This is a genomic window from Bacillus paramycoides (genome assembly GCF_038971285.1).
Classification (GTDB): Bacteria; Bacillota; Bacilli; order Bacillales; family Bacillaceae_G; genus Bacillus_A.
Window position 1 is genome coordinate 974,262 of sequence record NZ_CP152427.1, and the last position, 15,757, is coordinate 990,018.

Sequence of the window (15,757 nt, forward strand, 5' to 3'; positions counted from 1 at the left end):
TATACTTTTCTGGTTCGAAAAAACAACTTACTCTAAAAAATTGTTTAGGAAAAGTAAGTTCTTAATTTGATGAATATATGGTGCTACCAATCTTCTAAAAATAGAGACATTCTGTTTAATGAAGGATGTAACAACAAAGGAGAAAAAGCATGAAAAAAAGTTTAGCACTTTTATTGTCAACTGGTGTTATTACTACATCAATTAGTTTACCAATATCTAGCTATGCAGATACATCAAATAATGTAATGTCTAAAGAGAAATATAATGAAACCATCAAGTTGTCAGAGTTTATTTTTGAACAGCTAACTATATCATTTTCAACAAAAACTGATGATTTTGTATTTCGATATAATGATGAAGATGAGGACAAATATAAACTACGTACAATGAGTGTTCAAGAACCATTGAATTTAAAGAAACAAGAAGTTAATCAAATTTTTTTATCTCGACAACTAGGTAACCATAATTATTTTATTGAGGTAGGGAGGCGAAATCCCAGAGCATAATAATTTAATATGCAGCAAGTACCTAAGAAATGTTACTGGAATAACAAGGGTAGGTATAGATTTATTTAGGAATACAAAAAATTTGAATCTCTTAAAATCTAATACTACGTATTATTTAGTAGATAAAATGAGGGACGATGAAATTTATACGTATGATGCACGAGATCAAGGAATTGATTATGACACGTCGTTTCTTTCAGGAATCCTTATTATAAGGATTCCTTTTTTGTATTAAAAAATTTGCAAAGAAAAAAGGTGAAATTGGGAACACAATTCTATCTTTAGCATAAAGAGTTAGCGTATGAACAGAGTGTAGAAAGCGGTGAGTCATAGTCGATAGTGAATTTTTTGTCATATTTATAAAAGATAATAAAAGTTGAGTGGGATAAGTCTGTATTGATAGTTATGTCATACAAACCATGACATTTTGACACTATCGTATGTGACAGAAAAATACTTAGAATAAAAAAGTAGCTTTTAACGTATTAGCAATGTATGAGGAGGAGAGATTTTAATGACAAAAGCATCAGCTCAAAAAACTTTGCAAGATTTTTATTTCTTTCTATTTACCTTTGTATCCGGATTTTTTTACTTTTGTTTCTATCTGGTCAGCATTACATTTGCATTAGTAATGACGATTATCTTTTTGGGTATTCCCTTGTTAGCGTGGGTATTACAAACAACTCACACGTTTATTCAGTATGAGCGTATTCAAACGAAGGTTTATACAGATATATCGATAGAGTTATTCGAATCAAGAAAAAAAGAGGAGGAAGATAAATGGATTAAAGCGAGGGATGTAATCCTTAATAATAGCAACTGGAGGGCTATTTTTTGGCTCATGCAGAAATTTTTTGTCGGAATAATAAGTCTTATATGTGCTGTTTTACTGTATGTAATGCCGCTAGTATGTATCTTTACCCCCTTACTTTTTCGATATTTTAATATATACTTATTGGGCATTGCTGTGAATTCATGGGAGACAGCAATTTTTGTCATGATTGTTGGTTTCATTCTCATCTGGATACAGAATCTTATTGGAAACTGCTTAGTTCGAATTATTGGAATGTACACGCGTTCCATGTTTAAAGCTATAAAGGAGTGATAATTTGTTTAAGACTTTGAAACTATGGTTTTGGTATGATTGGGCCTTACTTTGTATACGCTTTATTATTTGGCTATCATTGATACCAGCGACTATCCAACAACAAGATCATTTGACAGTACCACTTTGGATCATAATTCTTTGGGAAGTCGTTTCATTTTCAGTACCTTGGATTTGTTTAATGTTCAGTTATCGCTATTATTTGTTTACTGAAATAATATTATTTGGCGGAGTGTGTTTCTATTTAACTTTATTATTTCCGTCAGCGTATCTTGCTTTTTTAATGCCAACTTTTATGATTGCGGCAAATAGCGTTCATAAATCTTACCGCTGGTCGGGTCCTATCACAATTATTTTGTTCCCATTGCTCATTGCGATATTTTCCAAAGTGACAGATTTATGGGTAATCATCCTACAACTCAGTTTAGCTTTTGCTATGGGCTCTTTCTTTCGTTTACTGGCTATTAATTACCGTCAAAGTGAGATTATTCGGAACCAGAAACATGTATTGGAACAATACGTATCTCAAGTTGAGCGGATTACATTACTGGAGGAACGTGATAGGCTCTCAAAAGACTTACACGATACGATGGGGCATTCCTATACTTCAATTATTATGGGGATGGAAACATTGCGTATGGAATTAAAGTCTAAAGAAGGAGAGCAACAGCTCGATTCATTATTACAATTGGCTCGTAACAGTATGGAAGAGGTAAGACTGTATTTACATAAATTAGATTTATCACAAGAATCGCTTCCCTTAGCTGTCACATTACAACAATTGACAGAAGAATTTAAGAAACATGCAAAAGTAAATGTACGTACTCAAATAATAGGAGAAGAGTATATGGTCTCCAAACAATCAAAAATGGCATTATATCGGAGCCTGCAGGAATCACTAACAAATGCTGTTCGCCATGGGTATTCGACAGAAATCATTGTATCACTTCATTTTGAACCACAACAGATAAGATTGGATGTACAGGATAATGGCTGTGGGATAGAAGAGTGGAAGGATGGCTTTGGATTAACTGCAATGAAAGAGCGTGTGAGTCAGTCACAAGGAAGAGTCATTGTTTATTCCAAAAAAGGGGAAGGGACATTAATTTCATGTGTTTTACCGAAACAAGTACAACTGTCTAATGAGCAAATCCGCCTATGTATTGTTGATGATCATTCTTTTATCCGAGAAAATCTTCATACAATTTTGGATGTACAAGAGGATTTACAAGTAGTGGGAATGGCTGAAGATGGAAAACGGGCTTTGGAATTGTGTGAGAGACTAAAACCAGATGTAATATTAATGGATTTAGAGATGCCAAATCTGAATGGGGTTCATGCAACTAAAATGATTAAGAAAAAATGGCCGGACATTCGTGTACTCATTCTGTCAACCTTTCAGGATACAGAAAGGGCAAAAGAAATCATACGAAATGGTGCGGATGGATATGTATTGAAATCCATAGATTCGCGTGAACTAGCTGAATCAATTCGTCTAGTCTATCGAGGAAGCACGATAATTAATCATGGCTTGTTCCATAGAATGTGGGAAGAAAATGAAGAAACAGGATTATTTGAATCACGATCAGATGGAAAAGAGTATGGATTAACGAAACGAGAATTAGAGATTTTGGAACTATTATCACAAGGAAGCCGTTATAAAACAATAGCTTCGACACTTTATTTGTCAAACGGTACAGTAAGAAATTACGCCTCCAATCTCTATGAGAAGCTAGGAGTCAAAAATCGAGAAGAAGCCGTGCAAAAGGCAAAAGACAAAGGATTACTTTTGTAAGCTGGAATGTAGTCAACAGCTAGGGTATGTGAACAATTCTATATTTAAATCATATCGGAATGATGCTAAAGATAATCCAAAATTGAAGTATTCAAATAGGTCTGCGCACCCAACCAGAAGATAATTATCCCATTGTTGGATTTCATAATCCGATATGAGGTCTCATTGGATAGACTAGACAAACAAACGTTTACTTTTTTGTTTACATTCTCGCTAATATTTTTTATATGTAGTATTGTTTTTTTGTTATTTGGGGTCACCATACATGCCTATCAAGCTGATATTCTGAAACATCTCCATAACGAGAATTCTACCTTTTTACAGTTATTTATAAGAATTCGACTCATTTTTCTCGTTTTGGGGTATTTGCTCATAGCCGTCAAGCTAACAATCGATATATCCCCCAAAATAAAAAATTTAAGTTTTATCCAGTAAAGTACTTCTAAAATTTTCGTTTTGGGGGTAATTGTTTTTCTTAGCTTGATGGGGATAGGGTAGTACCAACGAGTCGCTTAGAATTGTAAATCTGTCTTTTCATAATCCTACTCCATAAAGAAAAGACACCCTAAAGTGCCTTTTATCAATTTGAATTATTTATTGTATGTAATTCATATTCGTTAGCATAAAATTCTTTTATTAATTTTATTTCATTTGTATCCGGATCAAACTTAAAGATTCTAATTTGATTAGATTCATCTTTATAGGCAAATGTATTATCACCAACTTGGGTCATATTGCTAGTGTTTAAGATAGGATCACTACCATGGTCAGTAATTTCTACAGGTTTCTCACGGTCCCAAAACGCGATGACAATGATTAAGATAATAAGGCATATACGTATGTTACGTAGTTCTCTTGCTACAGTATTTTCCATCTGATAGTCCCCTTTGTTGTTTAATAGGTTTTGTTTATAAAAGAGATAATTCTTATGAAAATAAATAAAAAAGACACTTGAAAGTGTCTTTTTTATTTGAGTTATGCGCATTGCTTAATAAGACGCTAGTTCCTCAGTATGAATATGAGTAACTATGTAGGGTGATTTTATTATAACATTTTAACCAGTAATGGGCCTATATGGAATTTTTGCGATGGTTATGTTTATTCATTTAGAATGACAGATGTATCATGCCGGGGAGGTTGGAATTTGATCAATGAAAAGCAGTGGAAAAGGCAAAAGGCATACGTTATTCCGTGTTATAGGAATTTATAGAACTAGATTTCCCTTTACATAAACATAACGGTATAATATAGTTAAGTTAAGTGAACTTAACTATTAAATAGAACGCAATAACAGCATGGAGGAAGAGTGCTATGACGAGAACGTATAAAGAAGTAATTAATGAAATGAACCGAGCCTATAATGAATTCTACATTTTACTATTTCAGGAGTTGAAAGATGAGTATGGTCTTACAGGACAGCAAGAGAGTATGTTATTTCATATTAATTTAAATAAAAACACGACAGCGAATCACATTGCGACTACGTTTAATATATCGAAAAGCGCTGTTAGCCAAGTTTTATCGAAACTGGAAAAGCAACAGATGATTTCAAAACAAGTTAATCCGAATAATAAAAGGGAGTATTTCCTTACACTTGGTCCAAACGGTAGTAAGTATATGGAGCAATTGTCGAAGTTAGATGATGTACTAATCGAGAAATATTTCTCAAAAATTGATATCGAAGCTTTGCAGCAAATGACTGATACATTAACGAAAATAAATAAGGTGATATTGGAAGAAAAACAGAAGGATCTTGAATCTAATGAGTAAGAAGCAATTAGTAGAAAGGAGGGGAAGCATGTGATAAGTTACATACCGAATATGCTTACGATAGCAAACTTTGTATGTGGGCTTTTGGCTATTCACACTGTTTTCGTTCAAGATATGTATGGTGCAGTTCTATTCATTATTACAGGGATGGTATTTGATCTGTTTGATGGCATGGTTGCTCGGAAACTTGATGCTGTTTCGGACATTGGTGGAGAGTTAGATTCATTTGCGGATTTAGTTACCTTTGGTGTGGCACCATCTATTCTTGCCTATAGTGCCTCGTTAAAAGATTTGCAGTCTATCGGGATGATATGTGCGCTCGCGTATAGTATTTGCGGAATGCTGCGGCTTGCTAGATTTAACACGCAACAAAGTAAACTCCCAACCTTTATCGGAATGCCCATTCCATTTGCGGCAATGTGTCTCCTCATTTTATGCCTCTTAAATAATCCAGTTTCCGTGGCGTTTGGTACATGCGTACTCGCTTATTTAATGGTGAGCAAAATCAAATTTCCCCATTTTAAAAAAGATATATCGGAAAGCTTGAAGTCCGAACGATGGGATTAATAGGAAAGATAAGGAGCATAACATGATTCGTATGGCATTAAGATCATTTAACATACAAATATATTGTTTGCTAGGTGTGATGTTACTGGGATGGTTGATGACACCTTTTCGAGCCCAGTTTGTCGGGATGAGCATCGGCCTTTTAGTTAGTATGTACTGCGCCTGGATTTTAGGAAGACGTATCGAAAAGTTCGGAAATAGCATCGTAAAAAAAGAAAAAGCACCGATGCTTGGCATGATAAATCGGTTTGCAGCTGCCATACTCGGTGCGATTATTATGTATGAAATTGAACACCATGAGTACATGTGGACATTTGCTGCTGGAATTATGGGTGGGTACTTCTTGGTTATTATTAATTTGGGGTATTACAGTATGAGGGATGAGAAGGAATAGATGGGTAAACTCTCCAGTATAGAACGATATACTGGAGAGTTTTTATTATATAAAAAAGTTTGTTCATCTTATACTTGCGTATCTTCCGCAATTGCGCCCGATTGTTGAATAATGAAATGTGAAAAAATCTTTATACAGTCGAACTAAATGACTTCGGAACGTTCTCGACTGCTAACACATTCAACTTAAATTCATCTATTACTTGTTGCAATATATCCATTAGAAAGACCCCCATTTCAGTACCTCTAACAATATAACATATATATTCATTGTTTTCGGAAATTTTAATCTATTAAATGTCCCTTTTTAGGGGTTCGCTTCATTTCGCTAGAAGGCTTTTCTATTTTTCTCGAGAATGAACAGTAATATATAATCTAATTTCCATGAATGTAATAGGGAGGCAGTAAAATTTGAACAGGAAAATTTGGTATGTATTCACTTGTTTTGCTCTTTTAGTATCTTGTTATATTGTTGTCCAATATTTTATTATGGATGGATTTCAAACAGGGCTTGTAAAAGCGAAGCTTATGTTTGGATCTAAATTAAGTGAGTTCTGGTATAGTATGTTATTTATACATATTACAACTAGTATAGTAGCATTAGTAATTGGTCCGTTTACATTATCCGCAAAATTTAGAGAAAGGAATATTAACCGTCACCGAATAGTTGGGAGAATTTATATGGTTGGTATATTATTAGGAGGCGTTTCTGGACTATATCTATCTTTTTATGCTACGGGAGGATTGGTAGCGAAGCTAGGTTTCGGTTTGTTATCCGTATTTTGGCTAACATCAGCATATCAAGCATTACATAGAGTTAAAAATAAAAAAATTAAAGATCATCGGAATTGGATGATTAGAAATTATGCTTTAACCTTTGCGGCAGTTACATTAAGAATTTGGCTTCCGTTGTTCATCGTTCTATTTGGAATAGAGCAGTTTGAACTTAGTTACGCTATTATTGCTTGGTTAGCGTGGGTACCAAATGTAATTGTTGCAGAATTATTTATAAGAAAAAGACGTAATAAAGGAAAATACGAAGAAAATGAAGATTTACATTTTTGATGTGAATTTGCTGTCATATTGAGGGTAGAATTCCTCAGTAATTCAATGTTTTTATAAGTGTAAGCATGTTGTTACCTAACAAGAGTAATCATAAAAACTAACATGAAATTTAAGAAAAATTTTATATTTACCCCACTTTTTATTTTAAAAGTTTCTCCTATCCTATAAACAACAAAGTCATAGATGAAAATGTAAAGTTAGGGGATTCCACATGCATACAGAAGTTTTGATGAGTTATTTGTATACTTATTTTTTTACAATTATGTTTTGTATTGTGTTTCAAATTCGATTTTATTTTAAAGCGAAAAACAATATATCTATTCGGCATTTTCTATGGGTATATATTTTTCTGTTCTATCTTTCGCTAGTGTATAAGGTGACACAGATCGCGACTGTATGGGATATAAGTAGATATGAAACGTGGATTCGTGTGAATCAAATTAATTTGACTCTATTTGATACTGCAGGTAGTACGACGTATCTTTTGAACATTGTACTGTTTATGCCGTTCGGTTTTTTACTACCGACTATTTGGCCGCAGTTTAGAAAAATGAAAAACACCGTATGTGCGGGATTCTTTTTTTCATTGGCAATTGAGTTAAATCAATTATTAAATAATAGAATTACAGATATTGATGATTTATTTACGAATACCCTTGGGGCAATTGTTGGGTATGTATTATATAAAGTATTATTTAAAATGATATTGAAAAGAGAGGGAAAAAAGCTGGATACGAACTCCTCTTTAGTCATAAAATACGAGGCTGTTTTTTGTTTAGTGTGTTCATTTGTAGGTGCGATGTTAATTTATTATCCAGCTTTATTTGGAAGGCCTGTTATCATTCAGTGAGGTGATTAAGAATTTTTTTAATGCTCGTACGATATTTCAATTTGCAAAAAGCCTTTAACTTGTTATAGTGAAAGGCTTTTATCATTATAATTTTTACTTACCAATTACCCACACCAACATCCGCCTTCAACCACTTCACCCAATCCAAATCCTCTACTTTAAGCAAACTAAGCGAAACACCCTTCATATCTAAAGAAGTTAACAGCGTACCGACTTTTACGAATGTAACTTGTAAGCCTTCCAGCTCACATAAACGGCGAATGTCATTTGCAAAAATGTATTGTTCCATTAGTGGAGTTGCGCCTAGTCCGTTAATGAGGATGGCGAAGTTGTCACCTTTTCTCCAGCGGTAAATGCTTTTTAATTTGTTCATTAGTTCAATCGCTAATATTTCAGAAGAGGATAGCGCTTCTTTACGGTAACCTTTTTCACCGTGAATGCCGACGCCATAAAAGACTTCATCGTCGTTTAGTGTGAATGAAGCTTTTCCTTTCACTGGATCGTTTGCTGGTGAAAGTGCGACTCCTAATGTGTGTAAGTTTTCGGTGATAGAACGGCCAAGTGTTGTTAGTTCTTCTAAAGAATGACCTTCAAAAGCAGCCGCGCCTAATATTTTTTGAACGAGAACAGTGCCAGCGACGCCGCGTCTTCTTTTATTAAAAGAAGCATCATCTTCAATTGAAACGTCGTCATTTACGATGATGTGGTTAATTTGTCTTCCTTCTTCTTTGGCAATTTGCTTCGCCGCTAAAAAATTCGCTACATCATCTTTAAAGTTTTTGATGATGAATAGAATACTCTTATCTTTTGGTATGAGGCGAGTTGCCATTACGATTTGTTCCACTGTAGGCGGAGTGAAAATATTGCCGTTTACTGCCGCCGTAAGCATTCCTTTTCCTACATAACCAATATCAGCAGGCTCATGTCCGCTACCACCACCGCTGATAATAGCGACGTTTTGCTTTAGTTTTTCAATATCTTTTACATAAATGATGTTATTAGTTTCGTCGTAATTTACTTTGTCGTTATGTTCAAAATAAAAGCCATGCATCATATCTTGAACGATATGTTGTACATCATTCATAATCTTTTTCATTGCTTTTTCCACCCTTTAATTACTTTGCAGATTGCTCCAGTAATAGTAGTAATTGATTGTTTATCATATTTTTCATGAGAGAAGACATAATGGACGGATCTACTTCGCATTTGCTTTCAATCCAATCTTTTATCGTTCCAACGAAGCCGTGACTATAAAAGGAGGCAATCGTATTTTTTGTCTCATCAGAAAGGCTGAATCCACAGCTCACAGATAGTTCATCAATAATCTTCATATATAAGTTTTTCGTATGCTCAAATAAATAGTGATTAAACGAGTTTTGCTCAATGACTTTAAAAGCATTTCGGTAAAATTTTTGATTTTCATAAAAGTAATCAAATAATAAATCGAAAATGTTTTCCCACGTTTCATAGTCGAGAAAGTCGATAATGTTTTCTTTCGTTTCTTCTCTATAAATCCAGCTTAATAGTTCAAATTTATCTTTAAAATGATAATAAAAAGTTTGCCTACGCATTTGACAGTGTAACATAATATCGCTCACTGATATTTTATGAAACGACTCTGTTTCCATTAAATACTTCAATGAATTCGCGATTATCTTTTTAGAAATTATAGAAGAGGTCATCTGAATCATCCCTAGAATGTTAGTAATATAAAAATCCTACCGAGAAATGAGAGCGGTGTCTTTAGACAGATTGTCCATTTTGTCCGTTTACTATAAAACGCTTTCATTTTAACATGAGTAGTAAGAAGAAGATTTCAAATATATCACAATATATTAAAGGAATTGAGGGAGAAGCACAATGAAAAAGATTATAAACAAACCAGAAACATTAGTAATGGAAATGTGCAACGGAATGGTTATGGCTCATCCAGAGCTTGAGCTTTTGAAAAAATATAAAGTGATTAAGAAGAAAGAAATGAACGAAAATAAAGTAACGTTAATTAGTGGCGGCGGTAGTGGTCATGAGCCAGCGCATGCAGGACTAGTCGGAAAAGGAATGTTAGATGCGGCAGTGTGCGGAGATGTGTTCGCGTCTCCTTCACAAATTCAGGTATATCAAGCGATTAAAGAGACAGCTAGTAAAAAAGGTACGTTATTAATTATTAAAAATTACAGCGGCGATATTATGAATTTCAAAAACGGTGCGCATTTGGCGACGGAAGATGGAATTGAAGTCGACTACGTAAAGGTAGACGATGATATTGCGGTAGAAGATAGTCTGTACACAGTAGGACGCCGCGGCGTTGCGGGCGTTATTCTCGTTCATAAAATTGCCGGCGCAGCAGCGGAAGCAGGTATGGATTTAGGAGCGGTGAAAGTTGTAGCGGAAAAAGCAGCTGCTAACGTGCGTACAATCGGTTTAGCGTTAACTTCTTGTACAGTTCCAGCGAGCGGATCACCTACTTTCACACTTGCGGAAGATGAAATGGAATACGGCGTAGGTATTCACGGCGAGCCAGGAATTAAACGTGAAAAAATGTTGTCAGCAGATGAACTAGCGAACCGTATGACAAATGATCTTGTAAAAGATTTAGGAGTGAAAGATGGCGAAGAAATTGCGCTTCTAGTTAACGGTTTTGGCGGAACACCACTGCAAGAACTTTACTTATTTAATAACGCCGTGACGAGAGAACTAGCTGCTAGAAACATTAAAATTAATAGAGTATTCGTCGGCAACTATATGACAAGTATCGATATGGCTGGTATGTCTTTAACAGTAATGAAATTAGATGATGAGTTAAAAACATTACTATCTAAAGAGTGTAATACACCGGCGTTTAAAGTAGATGGACCAGTTGAAAGTGTAGAGTACGTGAATGTACTTGAAGAGACAGAAGAGAAGGAAGTTTCATTTGAAATAGAAACAGCGGAAGAGCACGCTGTGATTCAGGATAATGTTATTACATTAAACAACATGATCTATCTCGTTGATAAAATGAGCGACGTGATTATTAAAAATGAAGTACCGTTCTGTGAGTTAGACACGCATGCTGGTGACGGCGACTTCGGAATGAGTGTGGCAAAAGGATTTAAGCAATTAAAACGCGAGTGGCATTCTATTGTAGATCAAGAGAACGTAACGATCGGATCGTTCCTTGATGGTTGTTCCATGATTATTATGGAACATTGCGGCGGCGCATCTGGTCCAATTTGGGGCGGTGCATTCCGCGCAGCTAGTAAAGCAGCAGGCGAGAAGCGTGAGTTAGCAGTGAAAGAATTTGCTGAAATGTTACAAGCAGCACTGCAAGGCATACAATCTATCGGTGAAAGATCATTCGGTAGAGGAGCAGTAGTTGGTGATAAAACACTTGTTGACGCACTTGCTCCATGTGTAGACTCTTGGTTAGCTAGCGCTTCAAGCGAAGAAGATATGAAAACTGCCTTTGAAAAAGGAGCAGAAGCAGCCGTTAAAGGAGCAGAGTACACGAAAGAAATCGTAGCTCGCATGGGCCGCGCCGGTACAGTTGGTGAAAGAAGTTTAGGATATCCAGATGCAGGTGCACATGCACTTGGGGTTATCTTTACGGAGATTGTGGGTAGTTTGAAATAGAAGTTAGAAGATCCCCTCTGCCTTATGGTGGAGGGGATCTTTAATTATAACCATCATTCTTCCAGTGAAAAAATTTATTTGTTAGCCAATCTAGAAGCCGCCTCTTCAACTTCTTTATATGCGTTTTGTAATACTTCATTTGGATCTAGTACTGCTGTTCCTTGTGCACGAACGATTTGATAATCTTCAATACCAAGGAAATTAAACATTGCTTTTAAATATTTATGAGAGTATTCCACTTCTGTATACCAATCATCATTTGTATAGATTCCTCCACTTGCTTGTATAACAAGCATTCTTCTTCCATCTTTAAGTAGTCCCACTGATCCAGTTTCAGTATATTTAAATGTTTCACGTGCAATCATGATATTGTCCATGTAATCTTTTAACTTTGATGGAATATTAAAGTTGTGCAAAGGTAATACGATCACATACGTATTTGCACTTTTAAATTGTTGTAAAATTTCGGACATACGCTCTGTTACTTTTTGTTCTTCATCAGTTAACTTCTGTCCATTTCCTTGCTTTTCCCATGCGCTTAAAACAGTTTTATCTATCATTGGTACTACATCATCGTATAAATTAATCTGTTCAATCGTTTCATTATTAGGAATTAATTCTTTATAAGATACTAAAAAGTGGTTAAGAACCTTAATGCTGACTGATGATATATCATCCACTTTCGGATGTGCGTTTATAATAAGTGTTTTGTTCATTTGTATTTCCCCTTTTTTAAAAATTTTACAATTTAATTATCGACTGAGTTAATCGTCGATTGATATGGTCTTTAATATAAACTCTGAAATTATTTTTGTCAAATGAAATACATACTATTCTAAAAGAGCCTTTTTTTATTTGACTAAAATTCTAAATGGTCCTAAGATACAATTTGATAACCCTTAAAATAAAAAGCAGGTGATTTGTATATGCAATATAGTGTTGGGGTTGAATATGCCTTGCATTGCCTAGTTTATTTAATCAATGCTCCTTCCAAGGAAAGTGTTGGAATAAAAGATTTGGCAGAGTTTCAAGGACTTTCTGAAACATTTCTTTCAAAAGTTTTCGGTAAATTATCTAAAGCTGACATTGTGAATTCTGTCCCAGGTGTAAAGGGAGGATATAGGTTAGCTAAGTCTCCAGAAGATATTTCTTTTTGGGATGTAATAGAGGCCGTCGAAGGCCCAAAACCTATTTTTCAATGTAAAAATATTGTACAGAATGGTCTACTATATCGAGACGACGCTTGTAATTCTTGTGAACCTAGCAATTCTTCTTGTACAATTAACTTAGTAATGCTTGAAGCAGAAGAACACATGCGTGAGTTTCTTCGTAAAAAGACTCTTGCATGGTTAGATAAAGAACTTGATATTGTTTTACCTGAAAAGATAAGGGTAGATACTCGTGAATACTTCAAACAAAAAAACTCTAACTAAATCGTCATGACGAATTAGTTAGAGTTTTTTTGTTTTTTAACAATATCGATCAACTTTTATTTGTCTAGTTTAAAGTCTATTTCTATTGCCAATTTGATTTCTTCACATACGTACCACATATCAGTAATTTGTCCCTATCAAAATGAACATCTTTTGCATCTAATATATTGTAAATATATTTTATTTTGAAAGGATGTGATTATATGGCTCATAAATCTACTGGAGTGTTTCGAGTTCCGGTTTCTGAAAATGGGATTATTCCAACTGCTCTCAACATTATGTTAAACAATGATTCACGCTGCCATACTAGTAATGTAACGGTAACTGTTAAGAGAAGTCCAAACACTTCTTTTCCAAATCAAAATGAATTAGTTGAAATCTCTCGTACTTTTGTTTCTTTAGAACCGAACAGAACGACTAAGATTGTGTTGTTTACTCCAGAATTCCAAATAGAAGATTTCCTTGATGTCATTATTAGTGGAGATAAAGATGATGTTAAGGATGTTCTTGTATATTCTTTCTTAGCAGATTCAGCAGGTCACAATTTGCCATCTACTGTTTTCAGAAATGCAGAATACACTTTTGCTTGCTGACACAGTGATGATGTATTCTTTACTATGATATCAAGGTGCCATCCTGCAGCTTGAATCAACTTAATTTTATTGTGTTGTTATTGTATAAGAAAAGAAGACATCGATTAAGATGTCTTCTTTTACTTGTACACTTGGTGTTAAGAAGGTATCATATTGCTTAAAAACCATAAAAAAATATAACAATCATCGAGTAAGCCTATTATAGCATCAATAAACAGGTTTTAATATGTAATATTGGATATATATAGATTTATTTATGTTTAATATATATAGTTAAATTGTCTGTTATTTGTTTTAATTCATTTACTTATTTTATTTTTGAGTGCTCCAGCAATGGAGCCTTTTTTTATGAAATAAAACATTTTCTTTGTGTTATTTAGTTGATCTATATTAACTTTACCTCTTTAAAAAATATCTATTAATTGTTTAAATAAACGTTAGTTAAAAGAATATAATTCTGAATTTTCTTAAAAAATTATCTCAAGTTTATGAAGATATCACGAGGTAATGTTGTATGGTAGTATGAGGAAAAGAGTATATAGATAATTTTGGAAAAGGGGGATGTAAATTGAACGTTCAAACTACCATAAATAACAAAGTTACTGAACTGTTAAATGCCTGGTATATTGAAATTCGAAATAGAAACGTTGCGAATGCATATAAATTTAAAAAAGAAATAGAGAGTTCTATAAACAACATTGAAGAAGACCAAAATCTATTACTGTATTATTCGTTACTTGATTTTGGTTATAAATATTTAATAGATAATTTGAGTATAGCAAAAAATAGTTTTGATCAAATTGAATCTTTGGGTGAACCAACTGATGATTTTTTATCGTATTATTATCATTTTTATAAAGCGATCTACTCTAATGCAGTTGGTAATTACAATGCAGCAAAAGAGCATTATGAAATGGCAGAAAATTTACTTAAAAGTATTCCAGATGAAATTGAAAAAGCAGAGTTTTATTATAACCAAGCTGTTTTCCAATATCATTATTATCAGGCTTTTGTGGCCTTCCAACAAGCAACAAAAGCAAAAGAAATATTTGCTAAACATGAAGGGTATGAAGTGAAAATCGGTTATTGTAACAACCTAATGGCGTTAGCTTGTACACATTTGAAAGAATGGGAATTAGCTGAAGAACTTTATATTTCGGCAATGGATATCTTTAAAAAGGTTAAAAATGAAAACGGTATGTTAGTTGTAAAACAAAATTTAGGTTTAATGTATGCTGGACAGAATCTTTCGGAGTTAGCTATCAGTCATTTAAATGAGGTCTGTGAAAAAATGCCTGAAAACTATAAAGCGATATATATTAAGGGGAAAGAACATTTTAAATTAGACGAAAATTCACTAGCTTCAGTACTTGTTCGAAAAGGCACGGAGATTTGCGATAAATTAGAACTGGTAGAGTACCAACACCATTTTAAAATTTTAAATGGACGAAATGAAGGATTAAGTGGAGAAAAGCTAGAAGAAATTATATTAGAAGGTATTGTATATTTCGAAAGAGAGAAGCTTTGGGAATACGTGAAAGAATATACTGAAGTACTAGCGGTTCTATTCCATAAAGAACATAACTTTGAAAAAGCGAGTTATTATTTCTTCTCTAGCCATAAAGCGAGTGAAGAGGTTTTTAAAAAGGAGGCATTAAAATGAAAAAAATAAGTGTTACTTTAGTTGGTGTTGTCACGGCTCTTACGTTATTTTTGAATGTGTCTCATAATTCGGTCAATCATCAGGAAGCCTCTCAATTTATTAAAGATGTCATCGTTCAATACGCACATGGGAATACTGGTTGAAGATAAAGTTTCGTGATGGAAAACCTCGTTATTAATAGCGAGGTTTTTTTGATGTTAAATAGTAGGATATCGCTATCAAGCTAAGAAAAGCAAATACCCCAAATTAATTTTTTTGTTTAGGGTATTTGTATATACTTCCAAATATTAAGTCGATAGGCTATGAATGATGCCTCGAGATAAGGGAGTCTAAAGTATTTGAATAGGAAGCTTTAGATTGTTCGTTATAGTTATTTAAATCTTAATATAATTATATATAATTTTT

General features: G+C 33.9%; 17 protein-coding genes. 13 read left to right on the plus strand and 4 right to left on the minus strand.

Translation table 11 applies throughout. The annotated features are described in order from the left end of the window. Positions 1-149: 149 nt before the first annotated feature. The 3 genes from AAG068_RS04960 (at position 150) to AAG068_RS04970 (ending at position 3,406) form a co-directional block, all read left to right on the plus strand. Positions 150-506: a hypothetical protein gene (locus AAG068_RS04960; RefSeq protein WP_342718377.1), complete on the plus strand. Its 357-nt coding sequence runs from the start codon at positions 150-152 to the stop codon at positions 504-506. A gap of 514 nt (positions 507-1,020) precedes the next feature. Then, positions 1,021-1,611, plus strand: coding sequence for a sensor domain-containing protein (locus AAG068_RS04965; protein ID WP_342718378.1), 591 nt, complete (start codon positions 1,021-1,023; stop codon positions 1,609-1,611). Between the two features lie 4 nt (positions 1,612-1,615). Then, positions 1,616-3,406: a hybrid sensor histidine kinase/response regulator transcription factor gene (locus AAG068_RS04970; protein WP_342718379.1), complete on the plus strand. Its 1,791-nt coding sequence runs from the start codon at positions 1,616-1,618 to the stop codon at positions 3,404-3,406. Positions 3,407-3,986: 580 nt separating this feature from the next. Here the strand turns inward: AAG068_RS04970 and AAG068_RS04975 are convergent. Next, positions 3,987-4,280: a YmzC family protein gene (locus AAG068_RS04975; RefSeq protein WP_342718380.1), complete on the minus strand. Its 294-nt coding sequence runs from the start codon at positions 4,278-4,280 to the stop codon at positions 3,987-3,989. 437 nt (positions 4,281-4,717) lie between these two features. Here AAG068_RS04975 and AAG068_RS04980 point away from each other — a divergent pair, with 437 nt between their 5' ends. The 5 genes from AAG068_RS04980 (at position 4,718) to AAG068_RS05000 (ending at position 8,051) form a co-directional block, all read left to right on the plus strand. Next, positions 4,718-5,176 carry a MarR family winged helix-turn-helix transcriptional regulator gene (locus AAG068_RS04980; protein WP_342718381.1) on the plus strand — a complete coding sequence of 153 codons (459 nt, stop codon included), beginning with the start codon at positions 4,718-4,720 and terminating at the stop codon, positions 5,174-5,176. 51 nt (positions 5,177-5,227) lie between these two features. After that, positions 5,228-5,743 carry a CDP-diacylglycerol--serine O-phosphatidyltransferase gene (pssA, locus tag AAG068_RS04985; protein WP_342718382.1) on the plus strand — a complete coding sequence of 172 codons (516 nt, stop codon included), beginning with the start codon at positions 5,228-5,230 and terminating at the stop codon, positions 5,741-5,743. 22 nt (positions 5,744-5,765) lie between these two features. Continuing rightward, a complete protein-coding gene (locus tag AAG068_RS04990; protein WP_342718383.1) occupies positions 5,766-6,137 on the plus strand; it encodes an ATP synthase subunit I in 372 nt (123 codons plus the stop codon). Positions 6,138-6,547: 410 nt separating this feature from the next. Further along, positions 6,548-7,201, plus strand: a complete 654-nt coding sequence (locus AAG068_RS04995; RefSeq protein ID WP_342718384.1) for a DUF2306 domain-containing protein — start codon at positions 6,548-6,550, stop codon at positions 7,199-7,201. 211 nt (positions 7,202-7,412) lie between these two features. Next, positions 7,413-8,051 carry a VanZ family protein gene (locus AAG068_RS05000; RefSeq protein ID WP_342718385.1) on the plus strand — a complete coding sequence of 213 codons (639 nt, stop codon included), beginning with the start codon at positions 7,413-7,415 and terminating at the stop codon, positions 8,049-8,051. Between the two features lie 97 nt (positions 8,052-8,148). Here AAG068_RS05000 and dhaQ read toward each other — a convergent pair whose 3' ends face one another. Both dhaQ and dhaS read right to left on the minus strand, forming a co-directional pair. Further along, the gene (gene dhaQ / locus AAG068_RS05005; protein ID WP_342718386.1) at positions 8,149-9,147 is read right to left on the minus strand and encodes a DhaKLM operon coactivator DhaQ; all 999 of its coding nucleotides are present in this window, start codon (positions 9,145-9,147) and stop codon (positions 8,149-8,151) included. A 19-nt stretch (positions 9,148-9,166) separates the two neighbouring features. Continuing rightward, a complete protein-coding gene (gene dhaS, locus AAG068_RS05010; RefSeq protein ID WP_000204220.1) occupies positions 9,167-9,733 on the minus strand; it encodes a dihydroxyacetone kinase transcriptional activator DhaS in 567 nt (188 codons plus the stop codon). Between the two features lie 178 nt (positions 9,734-9,911). Here dhaS and dhaK point away from each other — a divergent pair, with 178 nt between their 5' ends. Beyond that, positions 9,912-11,663 carry a dihydroxyacetone kinase subunit DhaK gene (gene dhaK / locus AAG068_RS05015; protein WP_342718388.1) on the plus strand — a complete coding sequence of 584 codons (1,752 nt, stop codon included), beginning with the start codon at positions 9,912-9,914 and terminating at the stop codon, positions 11,661-11,663. 74 nt (positions 11,664-11,737) lie between these two features. Here the strand turns inward: dhaK and AAG068_RS05020 are convergent, their stop codons facing one another. Continuing rightward, on the minus strand, positions 11,738-12,379 hold the full coding sequence (locus AAG068_RS05020) for an FMN-dependent NADH-azoreductase (RefSeq protein WP_342718389.1): 642 nt from the start codon (positions 12,377-12,379) through the stop codon (positions 11,738-11,740). A 210-nt stretch (positions 12,380-12,589) separates the two neighbouring features. Between AAG068_RS05020 and AAG068_RS05025 the strand changes: the two genes are divergently transcribed. The 4 genes from AAG068_RS05025 (at position 12,590) to AAG068_RS05040 (ending at position 15,495) form a co-directional block, all read left to right on the plus strand. Then, positions 12,590-13,096: an RrF2 family transcriptional regulator gene (locus AAG068_RS05025; protein WP_001200329.1), complete on the plus strand. Its 507-nt coding sequence runs from the start codon at positions 12,590-12,592 to the stop codon at positions 13,094-13,096. 203 nt (positions 13,097-13,299) lie between these two features. Further along, positions 13,300-13,689: a hypothetical protein gene (locus tag AAG068_RS05030; protein ID WP_342718390.1), complete on the plus strand. Its 390-nt coding sequence runs from the start codon at positions 13,300-13,302 to the stop codon at positions 13,687-13,689. Positions 13,690-14,257: 568 nt separating this feature from the next. Continuing rightward, positions 14,258-15,352 carry a Rap family tetratricopeptide repeat protein gene (locus AAG068_RS05035; protein WP_342718391.1) on the plus strand — a complete coding sequence of 365 codons (1,095 nt, stop codon included), beginning with the start codon at positions 14,258-14,260 and terminating at the stop codon, positions 15,350-15,352. Next, complete coding sequence (locus AAG068_RS05040; protein WP_000724334.1) at positions 15,349-15,495, plus strand: hypothetical protein; 147 nt, start codon at positions 15,349-15,351, stop codon at positions 15,493-15,495. The genes AAG068_RS05035 and AAG068_RS05040 overlap by 4 nt, the downstream gene beginning before the upstream one ends. Positions 15,496-15,757: the final 262 nt, after the last annotated feature.